Consider the following 17,177-nt stretch of genomic DNA (forward strand, 5'->3'; position numbering starts at 1 on the left):
GAACTCCTAAACGACACTGCGGCGGACCATAGCCGTAAACTGTGGCATGGCAACCGCAACGGTCACCAAGCCACAGGAAAGCTGTTTACTGCATTAGCGAATTTGAGTTGTTACAGCGACCCTTGCGCGTCCGCGAGTTTCTCCCGGCCATGCCGACGGGTGAAATCGAGATCCGGCCCCAGCGGTACGATGCGGGTTGGGTTGATCGACACAATCGAATAATATCCCTGTTTGATCTGGTCGATCTTCACCGTATTGGCAAGCCCATCCATCTGGTAGATTTCGCGCACGTAGCCGGACAGGTTTGGGTAGTCTTCGATCCGGCGCAAATTGCATTTGAACGCGCCGTGATAGGCCGCATCGAAACGCACGAGCGTCACGAACAGACGAATATCCGCTTCAGTAAAACAGGTGCCCGCGAGGTAGCGGTGGTCACGCAAGTGCGCCTCCAGCGTATCCAGCATGGCAAAGACGTCGGTTACGGCAGCCGCGTAACTGTCTTGCGTTCTGGCAAAGCCCGCGCGGTAGACGCCGTTGTTCAGCGTCTCATAGATCGGCGCGTTCCAGCGGTCGATTTAGGCGCGAAGGCTTTGCGGATAAAAATCCAGACGGTTGCCGGTCAGGTCATCGAAGGCAGAATTGAGGATGCGCAGAATGAGAGACGATTCGTTGTTGACGATGCGCCCCTCATGCCGATCCCAGAGAACGGGCACGGAAACCTTGCCGCTATAATCGGTCTTAGTGGCCGTATACAGCTCATGCAGATAACGAATTTTTCCGAGCGTCGGGCCGGCATCCTGCGGCTCGGCAAATTCCCAGCCATTCTCGCCAATCACGCATCCGGTCACGGCCAGCGGGACAATGTCTTCCAGCCCTTTCAGTGTGCGCATCATCAGCGTACGGCTGGCCCAAGGGCAGAGGTAGGATACGAAAAGCTGATAGCGCCCGACTTGCGCGCGCCATGTTGGCTGGCCGGACGCATCGGGAGCGCCATCCGCCGTGATCAGGCCCAGAAACGCAGTCGGCTCCCGATGAAACGCACCGCCCTTGATTTCGCCCGAGGCGACATCACCCTTTACCCATTGTCCGTTTACAAGTTCTGGCACCGCATGTCTCCGCCTGTTTTCTGGCGGAGAATGCTCATAGCGGGCACAAGGACGCAATTGCCGGTTTGGTGAACACTGGGTTCAAAAAACCGTATCAGGAGCGCGGAAACTCCAGACCCATTTCGCGGAAGCGTTCGGGATCATCGCCCCAGTTCTCACGAACCTTGACGAACAGAAAGAGGTGGACCGGCTGCTCCAAAATCTCGGAAAGCTCCTTGCGCGACGCCATGGAAATGGCCTTGATCGCCTCGCCATTCTTGCCAAGCGCGATCTTCTTCTGACTGTCGCGCTCCACATAGATGACCTGCTCGATGCGCACCGAGCCGTCCTTGCGCTCTTCCCACTTTTCCGTCTCGACGTGGGAGGAATAGGGAAGCTCCTGATGAAGACGCAGGAACAGCTTTTCGCGCGTAATTTCTGCCGCAAGCTGGCGCATAGGCAAATCAGAAATCTGGTCTTCCGGGTAATACCACGGGCCCTCCGGCAATTCCTTTGCCAGATAGTCCATTACATCATCGCAACCGGAGCCGTTGGTGGCCGAAATCATGAACGTCCGGTCAAACTCAACCATCTCGTTGGCCTGGGCCGCAAGCTGCAACAAATCCTCGTGGCGCACCTGATCGATCTTGTTCAGCGCCAGAATCTTGCGCTGTGGCACATCCTTCAACCCTTCCAGAATGGTGGAAGCATCGCCTTTCAGACCGCGCTCACTGTCGATCAACAGCATGATCACGTCCGCATCCTTGGCACCGCCCCAGGCGGTTGTCACCATAGCGCGGTCCAGACGGCGGCGCGGCTTGAAGATGCCGGGCGTGTCCATGAACACGATCTGTGCATTTTTGTGGATCGCAATGCCGCGCACAATGGCGCGCGTGGTCTGCACCTTGTGGCTGACGATGGAAACCTTGGCCCCCACCAACCGGTTGACCAGCGTCGACTTGCCAGCATTGGTCGCACCGATCAGCGCCACGAAACCGGAATGCGTCGGACCGCTTCGCGTCGTGTCTGCTGCATCGTCTGCGGGGTTGAGTTCAAGCTTATCCGTCATACTGTACCGTCAATTTCCGCAGAAGCTTTCTGCCAAACACCCTCACGCTCCAAAATCTTCGTCGCGGCCATCTGTTCGGCGGCGCGCTTGGAGCGGTCAATTCCTGTTTCCGGCTGTGTGCCGGCTATGTCCACTGTCACCGTGAAGCGCGGATCGTGGTCCGGCCCCGAGCGATCATCGACGCGATAGTTCGGCGTGACACCAAATTTCGCGTGCGCCCATTCCTGCAATTCGGTCTTGGCATCCCGTCGCGCGCCGTCCGCCCGGCTGGCGCGCGCTTCCCACTGACGCGCAATGAAACCACGTGCAGCTTCCAGCCCGCCATCCAGATAAATGGCCGCTATCAGCGACTCTATCACATCTGCCCGAACATTGAGCATATGTTTTCCGGTCAGCTTTTTCACGTCCGCGCCGGTGCGGATATACAGATGCAGGTTCATCGCATCAGCCACTTGCGCGCAGCTTTCTGCACTGACCAACTGGTTCAGCCGAACGGACAACTCCCCCTCATCCGCATCACCAAACCGCTTGAACAGCAGTTCCGCCACGCAGAGACCCAGAACCCGGTCGCCCAGAAACTCGAGACGCTCGTAGTTGGACGACTTGACGGTGCGCGCGCTGGCGTGGGTCAAAGCCCGGTCCAGCCGATCTTTCTCGCGAAAAACATAGCCAATTTCGCGTTCGAGCTTGACGCGATCTTCCGCGGCAAGGGACCACATCTTGCTCATTCGACCGCCTTGAACAGACGGTCGTAACGAAGGTTGGCGGGCCACTTCCATATTTCCTTGAACGACGTATCGTTGCCAAGGGAAAAGAAAATCAGGCTGGCACGTCCAACGAGATTTTCAGCCGGAACGAAGCCGACATCGAAACGGCTATCGGCGGAGTTGTCACGGTTGTCGCCCATCATGAAATAATGACCGGCGGGCACGACGAACTCTTGGGTATTGTCGCCACGGGAGTTGGGGAACTGGTCCAGCGTATCGAAGGCGACGCCGGTATCGAGCGTTTCCTTGAACACGGGCACATCAGCACCGGTATCGTACTGGTCGTCAGCGCGGAAGGCACCATCGCCCTGCCGTGGAACGGGATTTCCGTTGATGTACACGATGCTGTCGCGCACCTGCACCCGGTCTCCTGGCAGGCCGATCAGCCGCTTGATGTAGTCAATATCGGGATTGGGCGGAAAGCGAAACACCACCACATCGCCGCGCTTCGGTTCGCTTGCGAAAATTCGACCCGAAAACAGATCGGGCGACAGCGGCAACGAGTATTTGGAATAGCCGTAGGCGAACTTGTTGACGAAAATATAATCGCCCACGAGCAATGTCGGCATCATGGAGCCGGAAGGAATGGTAAAAGGCTGGAAAAATACGGTGCGGATCACCAGCGCCAGAAGCAGCGCCTGCACGATGACCTTTATATTTTCCCAAAGGCCACTTTGCTGTTTATCAGTTGCTTGTGCCACGCCGGATGGTCCCTGTTGAAAATCTGGGGTTTTCTCTAGCCGGTTCCGTCACGTCCGGCAACCGGGACCGCTTCGATTATCACGAAGGCTTGAGCGAGCGGAAAATCATCCGTGATGGTCACATGCACCAGCGCCTCGTGGCCGGGCGGAAGCATGGACATCAGCCGGTCATGTGCGCCACCGGTCAGCCGCATGGTTGGCTTGCCACCGGGCAGATTGACCACGCCCATATCTTTCCAGAAAACCCCTTGCGCCAGACCGGTCCCCAGTGCCTTGGAGCAGGCTTCCTTGGCGGCGAACCGCTTGGCGTAGGATGCGGCACGGTTTTTTCGCCCTTCCGATTTGGCAATCTCCACATCCGTGAAGCAGCGATGGGTGAACCGTTCGCCAAAACGGGTCAGCGAATTTTCAATCCGGCGAATATCAATGAGGTCGCTGCCAAGGCCGATGATCATAGAGCTAATTCCGCTTGTGCGGAGATGCGCAAAGCAAGCCTCTCGCTTCGCCGCTTTTGAAACAGGCGAACGCCCATGCGTGTTGCGATATAGGATAGAGTACCGCATAGGATGGCAAGCGGCACAGAACCGACCAGCATAGGTTCGAGGATGGGCCAGAGAGCCACGACATTGACGTGTTCCAGCATGTGCATCAGGTCCGGGGTTGGACCGAGAACGGCGTGGTGGCCGAGAACAACGCGCCCTATTTCATAGGTCGCACCCCAGATGAATGGAAATGTCAGTGGGTTTCCAACAGCCGTTGCCAGTGCAGCGGCGAGCACATCGCCCGCAAAAATCTTGGCCAGCACCACCGCCAACACGATATGTCCGCCAACGAGCGGCGTGCAGGAGGATGCAACGCCAGCCGCAACCCCTAAGGCCACTGAATGCGGCGAAGCCCGCAAACGCAGCACACGGGTGACAAGATAGCGAACCCTGCGCCATTGTCCCTTGGCGGGATAAAGCAGGTTGCGCACCTTGGCCGCAAAACTCTGGGGATCTCTACGTCTGAATACCATGGTCTTCTCTTGGAGCATTTCCAGCAAACAAGCGTGAGCGGTTTAACGTCTGGAAACGCATGGAGCAGAGATAGACCATCATCAGGCAATTTTACAGGGCGCTCCAGCGTTTATCGCTGACTGCAACAGCGCCCCACCGTAGCTATGCGCCAGGCGCATAGCAGATCCTGCAATTCTCCGCACCATCAAGGACACTGCGGAAATCTATCTTTGACGCTTAGAAGCCCTTGCGGAACATGCCGCGATCAACCTGACGCTGACGGTATTCCAGATCGATACGATCCAGCGAACCGTTGAGATAGGCGCTTTCACGCTCTTCTGCAGTCGGGGCACGCAGCGCGCTTGCAAGCTTTCTGAACTGGGTAAACATGATAAACCTCTTTCTTTATCGTCTGACAGGAAGATAAGAAAGAAAGCGCCTTTTCACCAGCGCCAGTTCTCATGGGCAGCCATGCGCCAAGTGCATGCCGAGTTAATATAGGCCCTATACCTGCCTCTTCTGGAGGCAGGTGCATCATTCATAGACGCGGCTGATGGTGGAAACGCAGGGCAATTCTTTCAACTGCGTGATGAGCGAATTCAGCTGGCGCAGATCCCACACTTCCAGATCCAGCACCAGTTCGCTGAAATCAGCTGCGATCCGACCCATCGCAAGGCGTAGGATGTTCGTGTCTGCCGTTGCCACGACCTGCGAAATTTCTGCCAACGTGCCGGGTTCGTTCAAAGCATTGATCATGATGCGCGCCATGAAGCGCGTATTGTTGGCCTCATCCAAATCCCAGCGGATATCGATCCAGCGGTCCGGCTCGTCGTCAAACTTTTGCAGGATCGGCGATTGAATGGGGTAAATAGTGATACCCCTGTCCTTCTCCATGATCCCGACAATGCGATCTCCCGGCACGGCGCCCGCTGGACCAAAGTGAACTTCGGCATTGCCAGACAGTCCACGGATCGGCAATGCTTCAGGACCATCGCTGTCAGCAGCTTCCAGACTGGCTTTCGAGCGGCCCGGAAGCTTGAACACCATGCCAGCAGCGCTGCGCATGTTGAACCAGCCGTCATCCGCATTGGGCTTGACGGTGACCCGCTCATCCTGATGATCCGGGAAGACGGCCCGCAGAACATCCAGCGAGGACAATTCGCCGCGCCCGACCGAGGCAATCGCATCCTCGATATCCTTCTGCCCCAACCGGTGCAAGGCGGGTTTCATGGCATCGCGGGAGAAAGCCTTGCCAGCGCGCTCGAATGTGCGCTCAAGGATACGATGCCCAAGACCGGAATATTGCTTGCGAATGGCCGCACGGGTTGCCTTGCGAATGGCCGCCCGCGCCTTGCCGGTGACGACAATTTCCTCCCAGGCGGGCGGCGGCACCTGAATGCCGGAGCGCACGATCTCCACCTCATCGCCATTGGCAAGCCGTGTAACAAGCGGCATGATCCGTCCGTTGATCTTGGCACCCACACAGGTATCGCCAATATTGGTGTGGACCGCATAGGCAAAATCAATCGGCGTCGCGCCACGCGGCAGCGCGATCAACTGACCTTTGGGTGTGAAACAGAACACCTGATCCTGAAACAGTTCCAGCTTGGTGTGTTCCAGAAACTCTTCGGCATTCTCCCCTTCGGCGAGAGACTCAATGGTGCGGCGCAGCCAGGAATATGCGTTGGATTTCGGCGACAGCGCACCGTCCTGCGCATCGCGGCCATCCTTGTAGAGGGAGTGGGCAGCAATACCGTATTCCGCAATGTCGTTCATCCGCCGTGAGCGGATTTGCAGCTCGATCCGCTGACGCGACGGCCCGACAATCGTGGTGTGAACGGACTGATAGTCGTTTTGCTTGGGCGTGGAAATGTAATCCTTGAACCGCCCGGGCACCACGCGCCAGCGCGTGTGCACGATGCCGAGCGCGCGGTAACAGGACGGAATATCGTCCACTATAATCCTGAAACCGTAGACGTCGGATAACTGCTCGAATGACAGCGATTTCGACTGCATTTTGCGAAATACGGAATAGGGTTGCTTTTGCCGCCCTTTAACCTGCGCATTCGCCAGCCCCTGCGCCTGCAGGAGTTCCCGCAGTTCATCTTCAATTTTGGTAACAAGGCCCTCATTGCGGGTGGAGAGATCGCCGAGCCGCTTTGTTACCGTCTCATAAGCTTCGGGGTTGATATGGCGGAACGACAGGTCCTCCAGTTCCTCGCGCATATCCTGCATACCCATGCGCCCGGCCAACGGCGCGTAGATATCCATGGTTTCTTCCGAAATGCGCTTGCGCTTTTCCGAAGACATATGGTCGAGCGTGCGCATATTGTGCAAGCGATCCGCCAGCTTGACGAGCAGAACGCGCACATCATCCGAGATTGCCAGCAGCAGCTTGCGAAGATTTTCCGCCTGCTTTGCCTTCTTCGTCACCAGATCCAGCTTTTTGATCTTGGTCAGGCCCTCAACCAGCGCGCCGATATCATCGCCGAACATTTCGTCAATTTCAGCGCGCGTGGCGCTGGTGTCTTCAATCGTATCATGCAGCAGTGCCACCGCGATCGTGGATTCATCCAGCCGCATTTCCGTAAGAATGGCCGCAACTTCCAGAGGATGCGAAATATAGGGGTCACCGCTGGCGCGTTTCTGCTGGCCATGCTTCTGCATGGCGTAGACGTAAGCCTTGTTCAAAAGCGCTTCATTGGCATCCGGCTTATATTTCTGAACCCGCTCAACGAGTTCGTACTGACGCATCATTGTGAAGCGACTCCAAAACACAAAAAAGTGCGCCGATCATAGGACCGACGCACGTTTAAGCAAACAAAAACATAACCATCGCTGCGGTCAAAACGTAAGACGTTACCGTCTTGCGTCAGACAACCGACAGAATCAGTAATCGTCACTCTTCTCTGGCGCAACAAGTCCCTCGATACCGGCAAGAAGCTCTTCTTCCGACATACGGTCAAAGGTCAGCGGCTCCGGCTCGTCGTCGGAAACGCTCGCATCGGCAAATTCTGTCGACGCTTCCGTGGCAATCAGGCTTTCTGCGCTTGGTTCTGGCTCGTCCACCTCGACATGCTTTTGCAGCGAATGGATCAAATCTTCCTTGAGGTCACCGGGTGACAGGGTTTCATCGGCAATTTCGCGCAGCGCCACGACGGGATTCTTGTCGTTGTCACGGTCGATGGTGATGGAAGCGCCCTGCGAAATCAGGCGTGCACGGTGACTGGCGAGCAGCACGAGCTCGAAGCGATTGTCAACTTTATCAATGCAGTCTTCTACGGTGACACGGGCCATTGCCTGTCCTTTGCAGTTCACAATTTCAGGAGTTGCCAAAGGCGATACAATTAATAGAGAGAAATTTCAAGTTTTTCCTCTCTCACTATAGACAGCGTCTGTTTGTGCGCCATGTACCAATGACATCCACATCTATAGCGTCATGGCATTCATTCCGACACAGTTTTCCGCGCGTGTACGGGACAGCGTTAATGCAATCTTAGGTAGAAAACGACTATCTGATTGAACTCATGTGTAGTATGCATGAGTTTTTTACCAAGCGCATAAACCGTTATAAAGACAGTAGAATACCGAATGGTTCTCCGCTAGTCATCCTAGCTAATTCAACTCAGAATTGCTTGGAATGAGATTGACACTGTCCTAATACTCTAACAAACGTTTTTGTGCCGCCTCAATGGTGGAATAACAGCAGCCCAGCCCCATCTCACTGCTTAACCCGAAGTTTGTACAAAGGAAATGACGGAATGTTTGATCCACGCGAGAAGATAGCGCTCTTTATTGATGGCGCAAATCTCTACGCTGCCTCCAAAAGTCTGGGCTTCGACATCGACTATCGCAAGCTGCTGAAGGCTTTTCAAGCTCGTGGATATCTGCTGCGTGCCTACTACTACACAGCATTGGTGGAGGATCAGGAATATTCTTCCATCCGCCCGTTGATCGACTGGCTGGATTACAACGGCTACAAGGTGGTGACGAAACCTGCCAAAGAGTTCACCGATTCGCTGGGTCGCCGCAAGGTCAAGGGCAATATGGACATTGAGCTTGCCATTGATGCCATGGAACAGGCTGCAACCGTTGACCATCTCGTTTTGTTTTCGGGTGACGGCGATTTCACCACCTTGGTCGAAGCGCTGCAACGCAAGGGCCGGAAGGTATCCGTTATCTCTACAATGGCAACCCAGCCCGCTATGATTGCCGACGACCTACGCCGTCAGGCCGACCATTTTATTGACCTGTTGAGCCTGCGTTCGGAAATTGGCCGTGAACTGAGCGAACGTCCGGCGCGCTTGCCGGAAACAAACGACGCGGATGCATCCTGATCCAAGACTGCAAACGAAAGGCCGGATATCCGGCCTTTTTACTTTCAGCGCGCCTTGAGGCAACCGGGTCTGTTATCCGCGATCTTTCAGCAAGCGTGTCTTCTGCCGGTTCCAGTCGCGTTCCTTCTCCGTCTCGCGCTTGTCGTGCAGTTTTTTGCCCTTGGCCAGCGCAAGCTCCAGCTTTGCCCTCCCCTGATCGTTGAAGTAGACTTTGAGCGGCACAAGCGACATGCCCTCGCGGTTGACGGAGATCATCAGCCGGTTCACTTCGCGTTTTGACAATAGCAATTTGCGACGACGGCGCGTTTCGTGATTGAAGCGGTTGGCCTGCAGATATTCCGGAAGATAGGAATTGATCAGCCAGATTTCGCCGCCCTCATCGGTAGCATAGGACTCGGCAATATTGGCCTTGCCCTCACGCAGCGACTTAACCTCGGTGCCGGTCAGCACAATGCCAGCCTCGTAGGTATCGATAATTTCGTAGTTAAACCGGGCTTTGCGATTTTCCGCCACGATCTTCTTGACGACGCGTTGGCTGCCTTTTGGTGCCATCAGTTGAGCAATCCTGCATGGTTGAGTGCCGCATCAATGGCGGCCTGCGTTGTTTGTTCCAGCGGCAGAAGCGGCGAGCGCACCGATGTGCTCATCCGTCCCAGCCTGGACAAGGCATATTTAGTGCCGCAAACGCCAGGTTCCATAAAAATAGCTTTGTGCAGCGGCATCAGACGATCCTGATACTCAAGTGCCGTTGCAAAATCACCCGCCAGCGTCGCTTCCTGAAACTGCGCGCACAGGCGTGGCGCCACATTGGCCGTAACCGAAATACAGCCAACCCCGCCATGACAATTGAACCCAAGTGCCGTCGCATCTTCGCCGGAAAGCTGGACGAACGCCTTGCCACACTGGAGCCGCTGGTCGGATACGCGTTCGATTTTGCCCGTCGCGTCTTTCACGCCCATAATTTGCGGGTGAGCTTTGTGAAGCGCAGCCATCGTTTCCACTGTCATGTCGATCACCGAGCGACCGGGAATGTTATAGATAATAATCGGCAGGGAAATGCTGTCCGCAATGGCCGAAAAGTGGGCGATAAGACCCTTTTGTGTCGGCTTGTTATAATAGGGTGTAACCACCAGCACCGCATCTGCTCCGGCTTTTTCTGCATGCTGAGCAAGATCGATTGCCTCGCGTGTGTTGTTGGAGCCCGCGCCCGCGATGACCGGCACACGGCCGGCCGCCGTCTGAACGCAAAGTTCCACCACCTGTTTGTGCTCGGCATGGGAAAGCGTCGGCGACTCCCCGGTTGTTCCAACCGGCACCAACCCGTGACTTCCCTCTGCTATCTGCCACTCCACATGGGCAGCGAAGCCATCGAGATCGACCGATCCGGACTCCGTAAAGGGCGTAACGAGGGCGGGAATGGAACCCTTGAACATGCAGCACTCCTGATGGCCTATGCGCGCTGCCTGCACTCACGCTTTGGCCGCATTCGCTGATTAGAAAATTAGCCGCACCATAATCGTGTGATGCAAGCGCGGCAAGCGCTCGTGTATCGTTTTCATGACAGGCATTCTGGACAATCCCGCTGGGAGCAGCGCTGCATTTAACCGGACAGCACTCCGATGAGTAACCTTTCGTTAATGAAGCAACGGCCTAATAGACCTGAACTGGAAGCCTGCCGAGTGTGGAACCTGAGATGCGTTTGAGATTGTATTTGCGGCTGTTTACGGCACTGACCGCCACCACTCTGGTTGCCCAGGCTTCCACTTCACCGCTGGAAGGCGGCTTTGTTCCCATGCCCAAAACACGGCCGGGACAAACGGCCATCTCCGGTGCCATCGCCCCCTCGCCAGAAATTACCGGCGCAGTGGTTCGGCCCAACGCCATTGCGCCCGTCAGCGGCGACCTCAAAGCGGGGTTGGATGCCTTGTCCGACAAGCAGGCGATCAAGGCCATTGCCATTCGCAACAACTTGAAGCCCGGTACTCTGGACAGACAAATTCTGACATGGGCTATCGCCGTCTCCGGGCAGCCGGGCGTCCCTTCGGTTGAAATTGCCAGCGCGCAACGCGCATTGAAAGGTTGGCCCGGACTGGAAACGCTGCGGGCGAACTCCGAACGCGCGCTTTACCGTGAAAAACCGAGCGTGCAGGAAATTCTCGGTGCCTTCGGCTCGTCGCAACCGGAAACCACCGAGGGGACGATTGCGCTCACACGAGCGCTGATTGCCGCAGGAAGAAGCACGGAAGCCGCACAAAACCTGCGGCGCCTGTGGTTCACCGAGGCGCTGGACACCAACTGGGAAGCACAAATCCTGCGGGAATTTCCGCAAATGCTAACCGTGAAGGACCATCAACGACGCCTGAAAATGCTGTTGTACCGCTCCCGCAATGAGCAGGCACTGCGCTTTTCCACGCTGGGTCAGGCCCAATCGCTCTATCGCGCTTGGGTCGCGGTCAACAAAAAGAGCAGCAATGCCGGTGCGCTGGTTAGCAACATCGATGCGTCATGGCAGAACGATCCGGCAGTCCTGTTTTTGCGAATCGAACTTCTGAGGCGAGACGAAAACTATACGCAAGCCGCAAAACTTCTTGCCGCCATGCCGCGTGAGAAGGCGCAGCTAATCGATCCCGGCGAATGGTGGGTGGAGCAGCGCGTCGTGGCGCGTGGTCTGGCGGAGCGCGGAAATTACAAGGACGCCTATCGCATTGTTGCCCGCCATGTGGCCGACAGCCCGACCGATCGCGTTGAGGCCGAATTCCACGCTGGCTGGTTCGCCCTCCGTGGTCTTGGCGATAAGCAGACGGCATCGCGCCATTTTCAAGCCATTCTGGACATATCGAACCGGCCGATCTCCGCGTCACGCGCACTTTACTGGCTGGGCCGATCCGCCGAGGTGGGTGGCCCCGGCGATTCGGCTACCTATTACACGCGCGCAGCTGCTTTTCCCGGCACGTTTTATGGACAGCTTGCAGCCGCTCGCCTAGGACGCAAAACACTGAATGTGACCTACCCCTCCCCCAGTGACGAAGACCGGGCCCGATTCGAATCGCGTGATGCGGTTCGGGCCATTTACCGGCTGGAAGCGGCTGGTTACGAGTGGCGTGCCGACAGCCTGTACCGGGCGCTTGCCAACTCCCTGACAAGTCCGGGTGAACTGGCGATTCTTGCGGCGAAGGCTGAAAAAAATCGGGGCCATCAGCTATCGTTGCAAATCGGGAAAACGGCGTTTGCCAAAGGCATCGACGTTGCAGCGCTTGCGTTTCCAGTCGGCGTCATTCCTGCATCGGCCAACATTGCCGGGTCCGGCAAGGCGCTGGCCTACGCCATTGCGCGTCAGGAAAGCGCGTTCAACCCGGCAGCGGTTTCACCTGCGAATGCGCGTGGTCTGCTGCAAATTCTGCCGGGCACAGCCAAGAGCGTTGCAAGCCGACATGGTCTGAGCTTTTCACAAGCGCGTCTCACGACAGACATTTCCTATAATGCGACACTAGGCGCGCATTATCTGGGTGAGCAGATCGATGATTTCGGCGGCTCCTACATTCTGACCTTCATTGCATACAATGCTGGCCCACGAAAGGTACCGGAATGGATCGCCCGCTACGGCGACCCGCGGGGCAAATCCATTGACGAGGTTGTCGACTGGATTGAAAAAATTCCCTATGGCGAGACCCGCAACTACGTGCAGCGGGTGATGGAAAACTATCAGGTCTACAAGTCTCGACTTGGACAGAAACCCGATATCGTTCGGGATCTTGTCATGGGCCGCGAGGCGCTGTGACCGTTCTGCGCTGCCGGTTTGCTGACTGAGCCCGACCGTTGCCATTGGCACGACATTGCGAAGCGCTGTTTGATACTTTCAAACGGCGCTTGTTTGCCACGAGGTGCCTTCCTGATCCCAAATTGGTAATCAAACGCAAAAAGCCCGGCTGCTAAGCCGGGCTTCTTTTATGTGACTGAGGGTCAGCTCAGATTAGAACGAACGCTGGAAGCGAACGAGACCGGAGATCACGTCGTCCTTGCCGTCGACGTTTGGTACAACGTCGTCGTCGATCTTGGCGTAGGAAACTTCAGGTGTGATCACGAAGCCAGGAACAACCGTGAAGGCAACGTTTGCAACAGCTGCGAAGTTCTTACGATCGTCGTAGGAAACCTGAGTGTTCAGTGTGGACTTTTCGCTCAGAGGAGCCGAGAAGCCGCCGAGGACAACCCAATCGCCGCCCCATGTGGCATAACGGTTCGAACCGAGAACCGAGCCAGTGAACTGCTGGTTAACTTCGTCATAACGGTAGTACTTGTCGCCGTCTGTCGAGTAACCACCTATCAAGAAGGCTGTTACGCCGCCGAAGGTTGCGTCGATACGTGCCTTGATAGCACCCTCTTCAACTTCGGAGTCGTAGCCACCAACAACGTTGATGCCGAAGCCAGCGCCCTGGTACTTAAGACCTGCAACAACGTTCGGAGCGTAGTCCTTGGATGTCTGGTCGATGAATGTACCCGTGTCAGCATCGAAGACCTGCGTTGCGTTTTCGTCGTCTTCCAACGAAATCACACCGGAGAAGCCGTTGCCAGCGTCATATGTGTAGGAGATCAAAGCTGTACGGTAAGGACCAGCAGCAATGATATCGTCGTAGATTACGTTGCCGGCATAACCGGAGAACGTCATGAATGCGGATTCGTCGATACCAACGCGGAAGCCGGCGAGATCGATGTAGCCGAATGCCAACGAAACGTTGTCTTCGCCTGTGTCGAGGCCGTTGTTTACGTTGAAGCGCATTTCAGCGTAGGTCTTCAGCGCACCGTATTCAGTGTCGGAAGCGGTCGAGATGTTCAGCATGAAACGAGCGAACGTGTCGAGGCCACCATCAGAATCGCCAGCGCGGTTTACCAGCTGGTAAGGACGGCCACCGGATACGTCAAAACGCATGTAACCGCCAACCTTGAGGCAGGTTTCAGTGCCGGGGATGTAGAAGTAGCCAGTGCCGAATGCGTCGCAAACGCGAACATATTCCATTGGCTCAGGCTCAGCTGCAACGATGGCGTCAGCAGCGTGTGCACCGGATACTGCTGCAAGAGCTGCAGCGGAGCCGAGAAGAAGGCTCTTAATGTTCATTTCTGACCTCCAGTCAAAAGTTTCAACTGGGTCTGAGACAACTGTTAAACAGCGTTCCCTGCCTCAACCCCATCCAAAGAAGTTGGGCAATCAACTGCCCCTGCTTCTGGAGGTGAAACTACTCGACGAGATCATCCGCGCAATCGCGAAGTTTTATATTAGCTTTTCGATTTCAGTCCTTGTCGCCACATTGTTGCCCAAAGAACACAAACAGCCCGTTGGCAGCCTTAAAGGTTACCAAAAGGTTAAAGCGTCGGATCATCGGAAAATGGAATTCCGGACAGATGCGAGCCGAAGAACATTTATTGCCCTTAAACCGATTGAGTCGGCGGGGAAGCAAGCTCCCCCGCCGTCAAATATTAGAACGAGCGCTGGAAGCGAACCTTACCAGCAAGCACGTCGTCTTTAACGTTGGCAGGCAATCCGGTATCGTCGATCTTAGCGTAAACCACTTCTGGTGTGATCACGAAGCCCGGAACAACGGTGAATGCTACATTTGCAACAGCCGCCAAGTTCTTATTGTCGTCATAAGATACCTGAGTGTTGAATGTCGTCTTCTCGTTGATTGGCGCCGACACACCAGCCCATACAGCCCAGTCGCCACCCCAAGTAGCGTAGTAGTTAGAGCCGAGCACGGAGCGACGGCCGGTGATCGAGTTTGCATTGGTGTACTTGGCAACACGGTCGCCATCAGTGCTCCAACCAGCTGCAACGAACGCAGTGACAGCACCGAATGTGCCGTCAATGCGTGCCTTCACTGCGCCTTCTTCTGCTTCGGCATCATAACCACCGACGACCTTCAAGCCGAAAGCACCAGATGAATAGCCGACGCCCGCTACAACGTTAGGGGCGTAGTTGCTACGCGATGACTTGGTTCCGTAGACTGGTTTCGCACTGGTACCTGTATTAACGGCGCGACCGTTTGCGTCGAATGTATACGTCGTAACATCCGCATTTTCGTCGTGCTCCAGAGAAACAACACCGCTGAAGCCGTTTCCAGCTTCGTAGCTGTAGGAAATTAGCGCCGTACGATAAGGGCCAGCGGCAATGATGTCGTCATCGATTACGTTACCGAGGTAACCTGGGAACGTCACAAAAGCGGACTCGTCAATACCGACGCGGAAACCCGCAAGATCGATATAGGAGAACGCAAGAACAACTTTATCAGCAGAGTCGTCCTGACCGTTGCTTACATTGAATCGAACTTCCGAATAAGTTTTCAGAGCGCCATACTCTGTATCCGAAGCAGTCGATACGTTCAGCATAAAGCGTGAGCTTGTTTCCAAGCCACCGTCAATTTCCTTGTAATCTGCATCGCCCGGAATCAAATGATTGCGCGCAACAAGCGCACCCGGACGACCGCCCTTGAAATCTGCGCGGACGTAGCCACCAATCTTGAGGCAGGTTTCAGTGCCGGGAATATAGAAGTAGCCAGTGCCGAAAGCATCGCAAACGCGAACGTATTCGAGGGGCTCAGGCTCAGCAGCAACGATGGCGTCAGCAGCGTTTGCACCCGATACTACAGTCAAGGCTGCAGCAGAACCGATAAGCAGGCTCTTGATATTCATATGTGACCTCCAGTCAACGTTTTGATTCTTCGAAGGATGAACCTTCGTTGCGACAAGCCGGACCTAAGGCCGCAGCTCATACAAACGTTGTCTATGAGAAATATAATAAAGGCAAATCTTTCTTAGTTATATATTATCTTCTAACTCTCTTTCATTCTAATATGTTGCGAACACGCCACAGCACTCCGATGGCCCAATCTTTCAATTAGGGCTTGATCACGGTGCGGAATACACATATGAGGGGCGCAACGGAGAGGTGGCCGAGTGGTCGAAGGCGCTCCCCTGCTAAGGGAGTATACCCGGAAGGGTATCGTGGGTTCGAATCCCATCTTCTCCGCCATTATCTTGTACAACGGACGGAAACAGCGGCACAGCATTACACTGCGCCGCACAGAAAACCCGCAAATTTGTTCAGTGAACTCAGTCTGTCAGGATGACTGTCCCGCCAGCTCGCTTGGCGTTGCCATTGGAACACCTTTGGACTGCCAGCCTTGATCTGCGTATTTAAATGCAAGGATACTGAGAATAGATCCCGTGATGACGGTAAAGATTGCTAGCATGGTGATGCGCATAGCCGAAGCTCCAGAATTGTTGCCGGTAGAACGTTTCTCTTATTAAGAAGTTCCGCCTCCGCTGATATGTAGGATGGATAAAGCTGAGGCTGCTGCGACGCTGGTTGTTGATCACAGCCACACGGGAGGGCAGTTCATGTCGATGATCATGCATGTGGCGGATAGCAACTCGGGCGAAGTCCGTCCTTATCACAAGCATTTCTATGTGGAACGGCCGGGCAGCATTCTGGTGATCGGGCAGCAGTTAAAGCCTAAAACGCGGTACAATTGCCTGTTGCGCCACATTTCCGTCGCCGGTGCCATGCTGGATTTCAACCCTGCGATCATTCTCCCAAAACAATTTTTTCTGCAGATCCATGGCTTTGGCGAGGAAATTGGCAGTTCTCAGGTTTATCGTCATGGCCCACAACTGGGTGTTCGCTTCAATGTCCTGCTACCACGAACATTCGTCAGCAGGCTGATTCGCATGGAATATACCAGCAGCGGAATTTGAGATGCCCGGCCTTAATCCAGATGCAGTTTCCTTTCGTACAGCATCGCAATCAAGGAGCCAGACAATGAAAAACGCACTGCTTGCCTATGCTGGAACAGCGCTCTTCTTTCTGATCGTCGATGCGATCTGGTTGGGAATCGTCGCGCGCACCTTTTATCGGGACCAGCTGGGAGATCTCATGCTGCCCTCACCGAGCCTGACAATCGGCGCAGCATTTTATATCATCTTTGCAGCCGCCGTTGTGTTTCTCGCAGTCATGCCGGGTTTGCGCGAAGCGTCCTTGAGTACAGCACTGCTTTACGGTGCGGTTCTGGGTTTGGCAGCCTATGGCACCTACGACATCACCAATCTTGCTACGCTGAAGAATTGGCCGGTGGCGATGAGCATGGTGGATATGGCGTGGGGCACATTCCTGACAGCCGCGTCTGCCGGATGTGGCTACATCGTAGCCCATAAATTTGGCGAGGCGTTCTAACGCAT

The 17,177-nt window shown here is 55.4% G+C and carries 19 protein-coding genes and 1 tRNA gene; 5 read left to right on the forward strand and 15 right to left on the reverse strand.

Translation table 11 applies throughout. The features are described 5' to 3' along the window. Positions 1–110 precede the first annotated feature (110 nt). The 10 genes from IFT84_RS21655 to rpoZ form a co-directional block, all read right to left on the reverse strand. Positions 111–575 carry a glutathione S-transferase C-terminal domain-containing protein gene (locus IFT84_RS21655; RefSeq protein ID WP_342212829.1) on the reverse strand — a complete coding sequence of 155 codons (465 nt, stop codon included), beginning with the start codon at positions 573–575 and terminating at the stop codon, positions 111–113. Next, positions 576–1,106 carry a hypothetical protein gene (locus IFT84_RS21660; protein ID WP_342212818.1) on the reverse strand — a complete coding sequence of 177 codons (531 nt, stop codon included), beginning with the start codon at positions 1,104–1,106 and terminating at the stop codon, positions 576–578. Positions 1,107–1,200: 94 nt separating this feature from the next. Then, positions 1,201–2,154 (reverse strand): GTPase Era, encoded by a 954-nt coding sequence (era, locus tag IFT84_RS01075; RefSeq protein ID WP_192116794.1) that lies wholly within the window; start codon positions 2,152–2,154, stop codon positions 1,201–1,203. Next, a complete protein-coding gene (rnc, locus tag IFT84_RS01080; RefSeq protein ID WP_192116795.1) occupies positions 2,151–2,882 on the reverse strand; it encodes a ribonuclease III in 732 nt (243 codons plus the stop codon). The genes era and rnc overlap by 4 nt, the downstream gene beginning before the upstream one ends. Then, a complete protein-coding gene (gene lepB / locus IFT84_RS01085; protein ID WP_192116796.1) occupies positions 2,879–3,622 on the reverse strand; it encodes a signal peptidase I in 744 nt (247 codons plus the stop codon). The genes rnc and lepB overlap by 4 nt, the downstream gene beginning before the upstream one ends. A gap of 35 nt (positions 3,623–3,657) precedes the next feature. Further along, positions 3,658–4,077 carry a holo-ACP synthase gene (gene acpS / locus IFT84_RS01090; protein ID WP_192116797.1) on the reverse strand — a complete coding sequence of 140 codons (420 nt, stop codon included), beginning with the start codon at positions 4,075–4,077 and terminating at the stop codon, positions 3,658–3,660. Next, positions 4,074–4,637, reverse strand: a complete 564-nt coding sequence (locus IFT84_RS01095; RefSeq protein ID WP_192116798.1) for a DUF2062 domain-containing protein — start codon at positions 4,635–4,637, stop codon at positions 4,074–4,076. Before IFT84_RS01095 ends, acpS begins: the two co-directional genes overlap by 4 nt. Positions 4,638–4,854: 217 nt before the next feature. Then, a complete protein-coding gene (locus IFT84_RS01100) occupies positions 4,855–5,007 on the reverse strand; it encodes a DUF3563 family protein (protein WP_192116799.1) in 153 nt (50 codons plus the stop codon). A 144-nt stretch (positions 5,008–5,151) separates the two neighbouring features. Beyond that, a complete protein-coding gene (locus tag IFT84_RS01105; RefSeq protein ID WP_192116800.1) occupies positions 5,152–7,374 on the reverse strand; it encodes a RelA/SpoT family protein in 2,223 nt (740 codons plus the stop codon). Between the two features lie 132 nt (positions 7,375–7,506). Continuing rightward, entirely contained in the window at positions 7,507–7,914 is a 408-nt protein-coding gene (rpoZ, locus tag IFT84_RS01110; RefSeq protein WP_192116801.1) for a DNA-directed RNA polymerase subunit omega, read from the reverse strand. A gap of 464 nt (positions 7,915–8,378) precedes the next feature. On the opposite strand from rpoZ, the gene IFT84_RS01115 reads away from it, so the two are divergent. Next, complete coding sequence (locus tag IFT84_RS01115) at positions 8,379–8,954, forward strand: LabA-like NYN domain-containing protein (RefSeq protein WP_192116802.1); 576 nt, start codon at positions 8,379–8,381, stop codon at positions 8,952–8,954. A gap of 72 nt (positions 8,955–9,026) precedes the next feature. On the opposite strand, the gene smpB is transcribed toward IFT84_RS01115, so the two are convergent. Both smpB and dapA read right to left on the reverse strand, forming a co-directional pair. Beyond that, positions 9,027–9,506, reverse strand: a complete 480-nt coding sequence (smpB, locus tag IFT84_RS01120; RefSeq protein WP_192116803.1) for an SsrA-binding protein SmpB — start codon at positions 9,504–9,506, stop codon at positions 9,027–9,029. Further along, the gene (dapA, locus tag IFT84_RS01125) at positions 9,506–10,387 is read right to left on the reverse strand and encodes a 4-hydroxy-tetrahydrodipicolinate synthase (RefSeq protein ID WP_192116804.1); all 882 of its coding nucleotides are present in this window, start codon (positions 10,385–10,387) and stop codon (positions 9,506–9,508) included. The genes smpB and dapA overlap by 1 nt, the downstream gene beginning before the upstream one ends. A gap of 260 nt (positions 10,388–10,647) precedes the next feature. Here dapA and IFT84_RS01130 point away from each other — a divergent pair, with 260 nt between their 5' ends. Beyond that, a complete protein-coding gene (locus IFT84_RS01130; RefSeq protein ID WP_192116805.1) occupies positions 10,648–12,732 on the forward strand; it encodes a lytic transglycosylase domain-containing protein in 2,085 nt (694 codons plus the stop codon). Positions 12,733–12,924: 192 nt separating this feature from the next. On the opposite strand, the gene IFT84_RS01135 is transcribed toward IFT84_RS01130, so the two are convergent. Next, complete coding sequence (locus tag IFT84_RS01135) at positions 12,925–14,064, reverse strand: porin (RefSeq protein ID WP_192116806.1); 1,140 nt, start codon at positions 14,062–14,064, stop codon at positions 12,925–12,927. Between the two features lie 359 nt (positions 14,065–14,423). Next, positions 14,424–15,632 (reverse strand): porin, encoded by a 1,209-nt coding sequence (locus IFT84_RS01140; protein WP_192116807.1) that lies wholly within the window; start codon positions 15,630–15,632, stop codon positions 14,424–14,426. A 250-nt stretch (positions 15,633–15,882) separates the two neighbouring features. On the opposite strand from IFT84_RS01140, the gene IFT84_RS01145 reads away from it, so the two are divergent. Further along, positions 15,883–15,972, forward strand: a tRNA-Ser gene (locus tag IFT84_RS01145). A gap of 88 nt (positions 15,973–16,060) precedes the next feature. Here IFT84_RS01145 and IFT84_RS21380 read toward each other — a convergent pair. Beyond that, positions 16,061–16,204, reverse strand: a complete 144-nt coding sequence (locus IFT84_RS21380; RefSeq protein ID WP_206757386.1) for a hypothetical protein — start codon at positions 16,202–16,204, stop codon at positions 16,061–16,063. Between the two features lie 136 nt (positions 16,205–16,340). Between IFT84_RS21380 and IFT84_RS01150 the strand changes: the two genes are divergently transcribed. Both IFT84_RS01150 and IFT84_RS01155 read left to right on the forward strand, forming a co-directional pair. After that, positions 16,341–16,697 (forward strand): hypothetical protein, encoded by a 357-nt coding sequence (locus tag IFT84_RS01150; RefSeq protein WP_192117547.1) that lies wholly within the window; start codon positions 16,341–16,343, stop codon positions 16,695–16,697. Between the two features lie 64 nt (positions 16,698–16,761). Further along, on the forward strand, positions 16,762–17,172 hold the full coding sequence (locus IFT84_RS01155; protein WP_192116808.1) for a DUF2177 family protein: 411 nt from the start codon (positions 16,762–16,764) through the stop codon (positions 17,170–17,172). The last annotated feature ends 5 nt before the right edge of the window (positions 17,173–17,177 follow it).

The sequence above is a fragment of the Rhizobium sp. CFBP 8762 genome (assembly GCF_014841565.1).
Lineage (GTDB): Bacteria > Pseudomonadota > Alphaproteobacteria > Rhizobiales > Rhizobiaceae > CFBP-8762.

What these genes read in the sequence shown, in the direction of transcription:
- era (WP_192116794.1), bottom strand. Translation starts at nt 2,154, where the DNA reads ATGACGGATAAGCTTGAACTCAACCCCGCAGACGATGCAGCAGACACG.
- rnc (WP_192116795.1), bottom strand. Translation starts at nt 2,882, where the DNA reads ATGAGCAAGATGTGGTCCCTTGCCGCGGAAGATCGCGTCAAGCTCGAA.
- acpS (WP_192116797.1), bottom strand. Translation starts at nt 4,077, where the DNA reads ATGATCATCGGCCTTGGCAGCGACCTCATTGATATTCGCCGGATTGAA.
- IFT84_RS01095 (WP_192116798.1), bottom strand. Translation starts at nt 4,637, where the DNA reads ATGGTATTCAGACGTAGAGATCCCCAGAGTTTTGCGGCCAAGGTGCGC.
- IFT84_RS01100 (WP_192116799.1), bottom strand. Translation starts at nt 5,007, where the DNA reads ATGTTTACCCAGTTCAGAAAGCTTGCAAGCGCGCTGCGTGCCCCGACT.
- IFT84_RS01105 (WP_192116800.1), bottom strand. Translation starts at nt 7,374, where the DNA reads ATGATGCGTCAGTACGAACTCGTTGAGCGGGTTCAGAAATATAAGCCG.
- rpoZ (WP_192116801.1), bottom strand. Translation starts at nt 7,914, where the DNA reads ATGGCCCGTGTCACCGTAGAAGACTGCATTGATAAAGTTGACAATCGC.
- IFT84_RS01115 (WP_192116802.1), top strand. Translation starts at nt 8,379, where the DNA reads ATGTTTGATCCACGCGAGAAGATAGCGCTCTTTATTGATGGCGCAAAT.
- smpB (WP_192116803.1), bottom strand. Translation starts at nt 9,506, where the DNA reads ATGGCACCAAAAGGCAGCCAACGCGTCGTCAAGAAGATCGTGGCGGAA.
- dapA (WP_192116804.1), bottom strand. Translation starts at nt 10,387, where the DNA reads ATGTTCAAGGGTTCCATTCCCGCCCTCGTTACGCCCTTTACGGAGTCC.
- IFT84_RS01130 (WP_192116805.1), top strand. Translation starts at nt 10,648, where the DNA reads ATGCGTTTGAGATTGTATTTGCGGCTGTTTACGGCACTGACCGCCACC.
- IFT84_RS01135 (WP_192116806.1), bottom strand. Translation starts at nt 14,064, where the DNA reads ATGAACATTAAGAGCCTTCTTCTCGGCTCCGCTGCAGCTCTTGCAGCA.
- IFT84_RS01140 (WP_192116807.1), bottom strand. Translation starts at nt 15,632, where the DNA reads ATGAATATCAAGAGCCTGCTTATCGGTTCTGCTGCAGCCTTGACTGTA.
- IFT84_RS21380 (WP_206757386.1), bottom strand. Translation starts at nt 16,204, where the DNA reads ATGCGCATCACCATGCTAGCAATCTTTACCGTCATCACGGGATCTATT.
- IFT84_RS01150 (WP_192117547.1), top strand. Translation starts at nt 16,341, where the DNA reads ATGTCGATGATCATGCATGTGGCGGATAGCAACTCGGGCGAAGTCCGT.
- IFT84_RS01155 (WP_192116808.1), top strand. Translation starts at nt 16,762, where the DNA reads ATGAAAAACGCACTGCTTGCCTATGCTGGAACAGCGCTCTTCTTTCTG.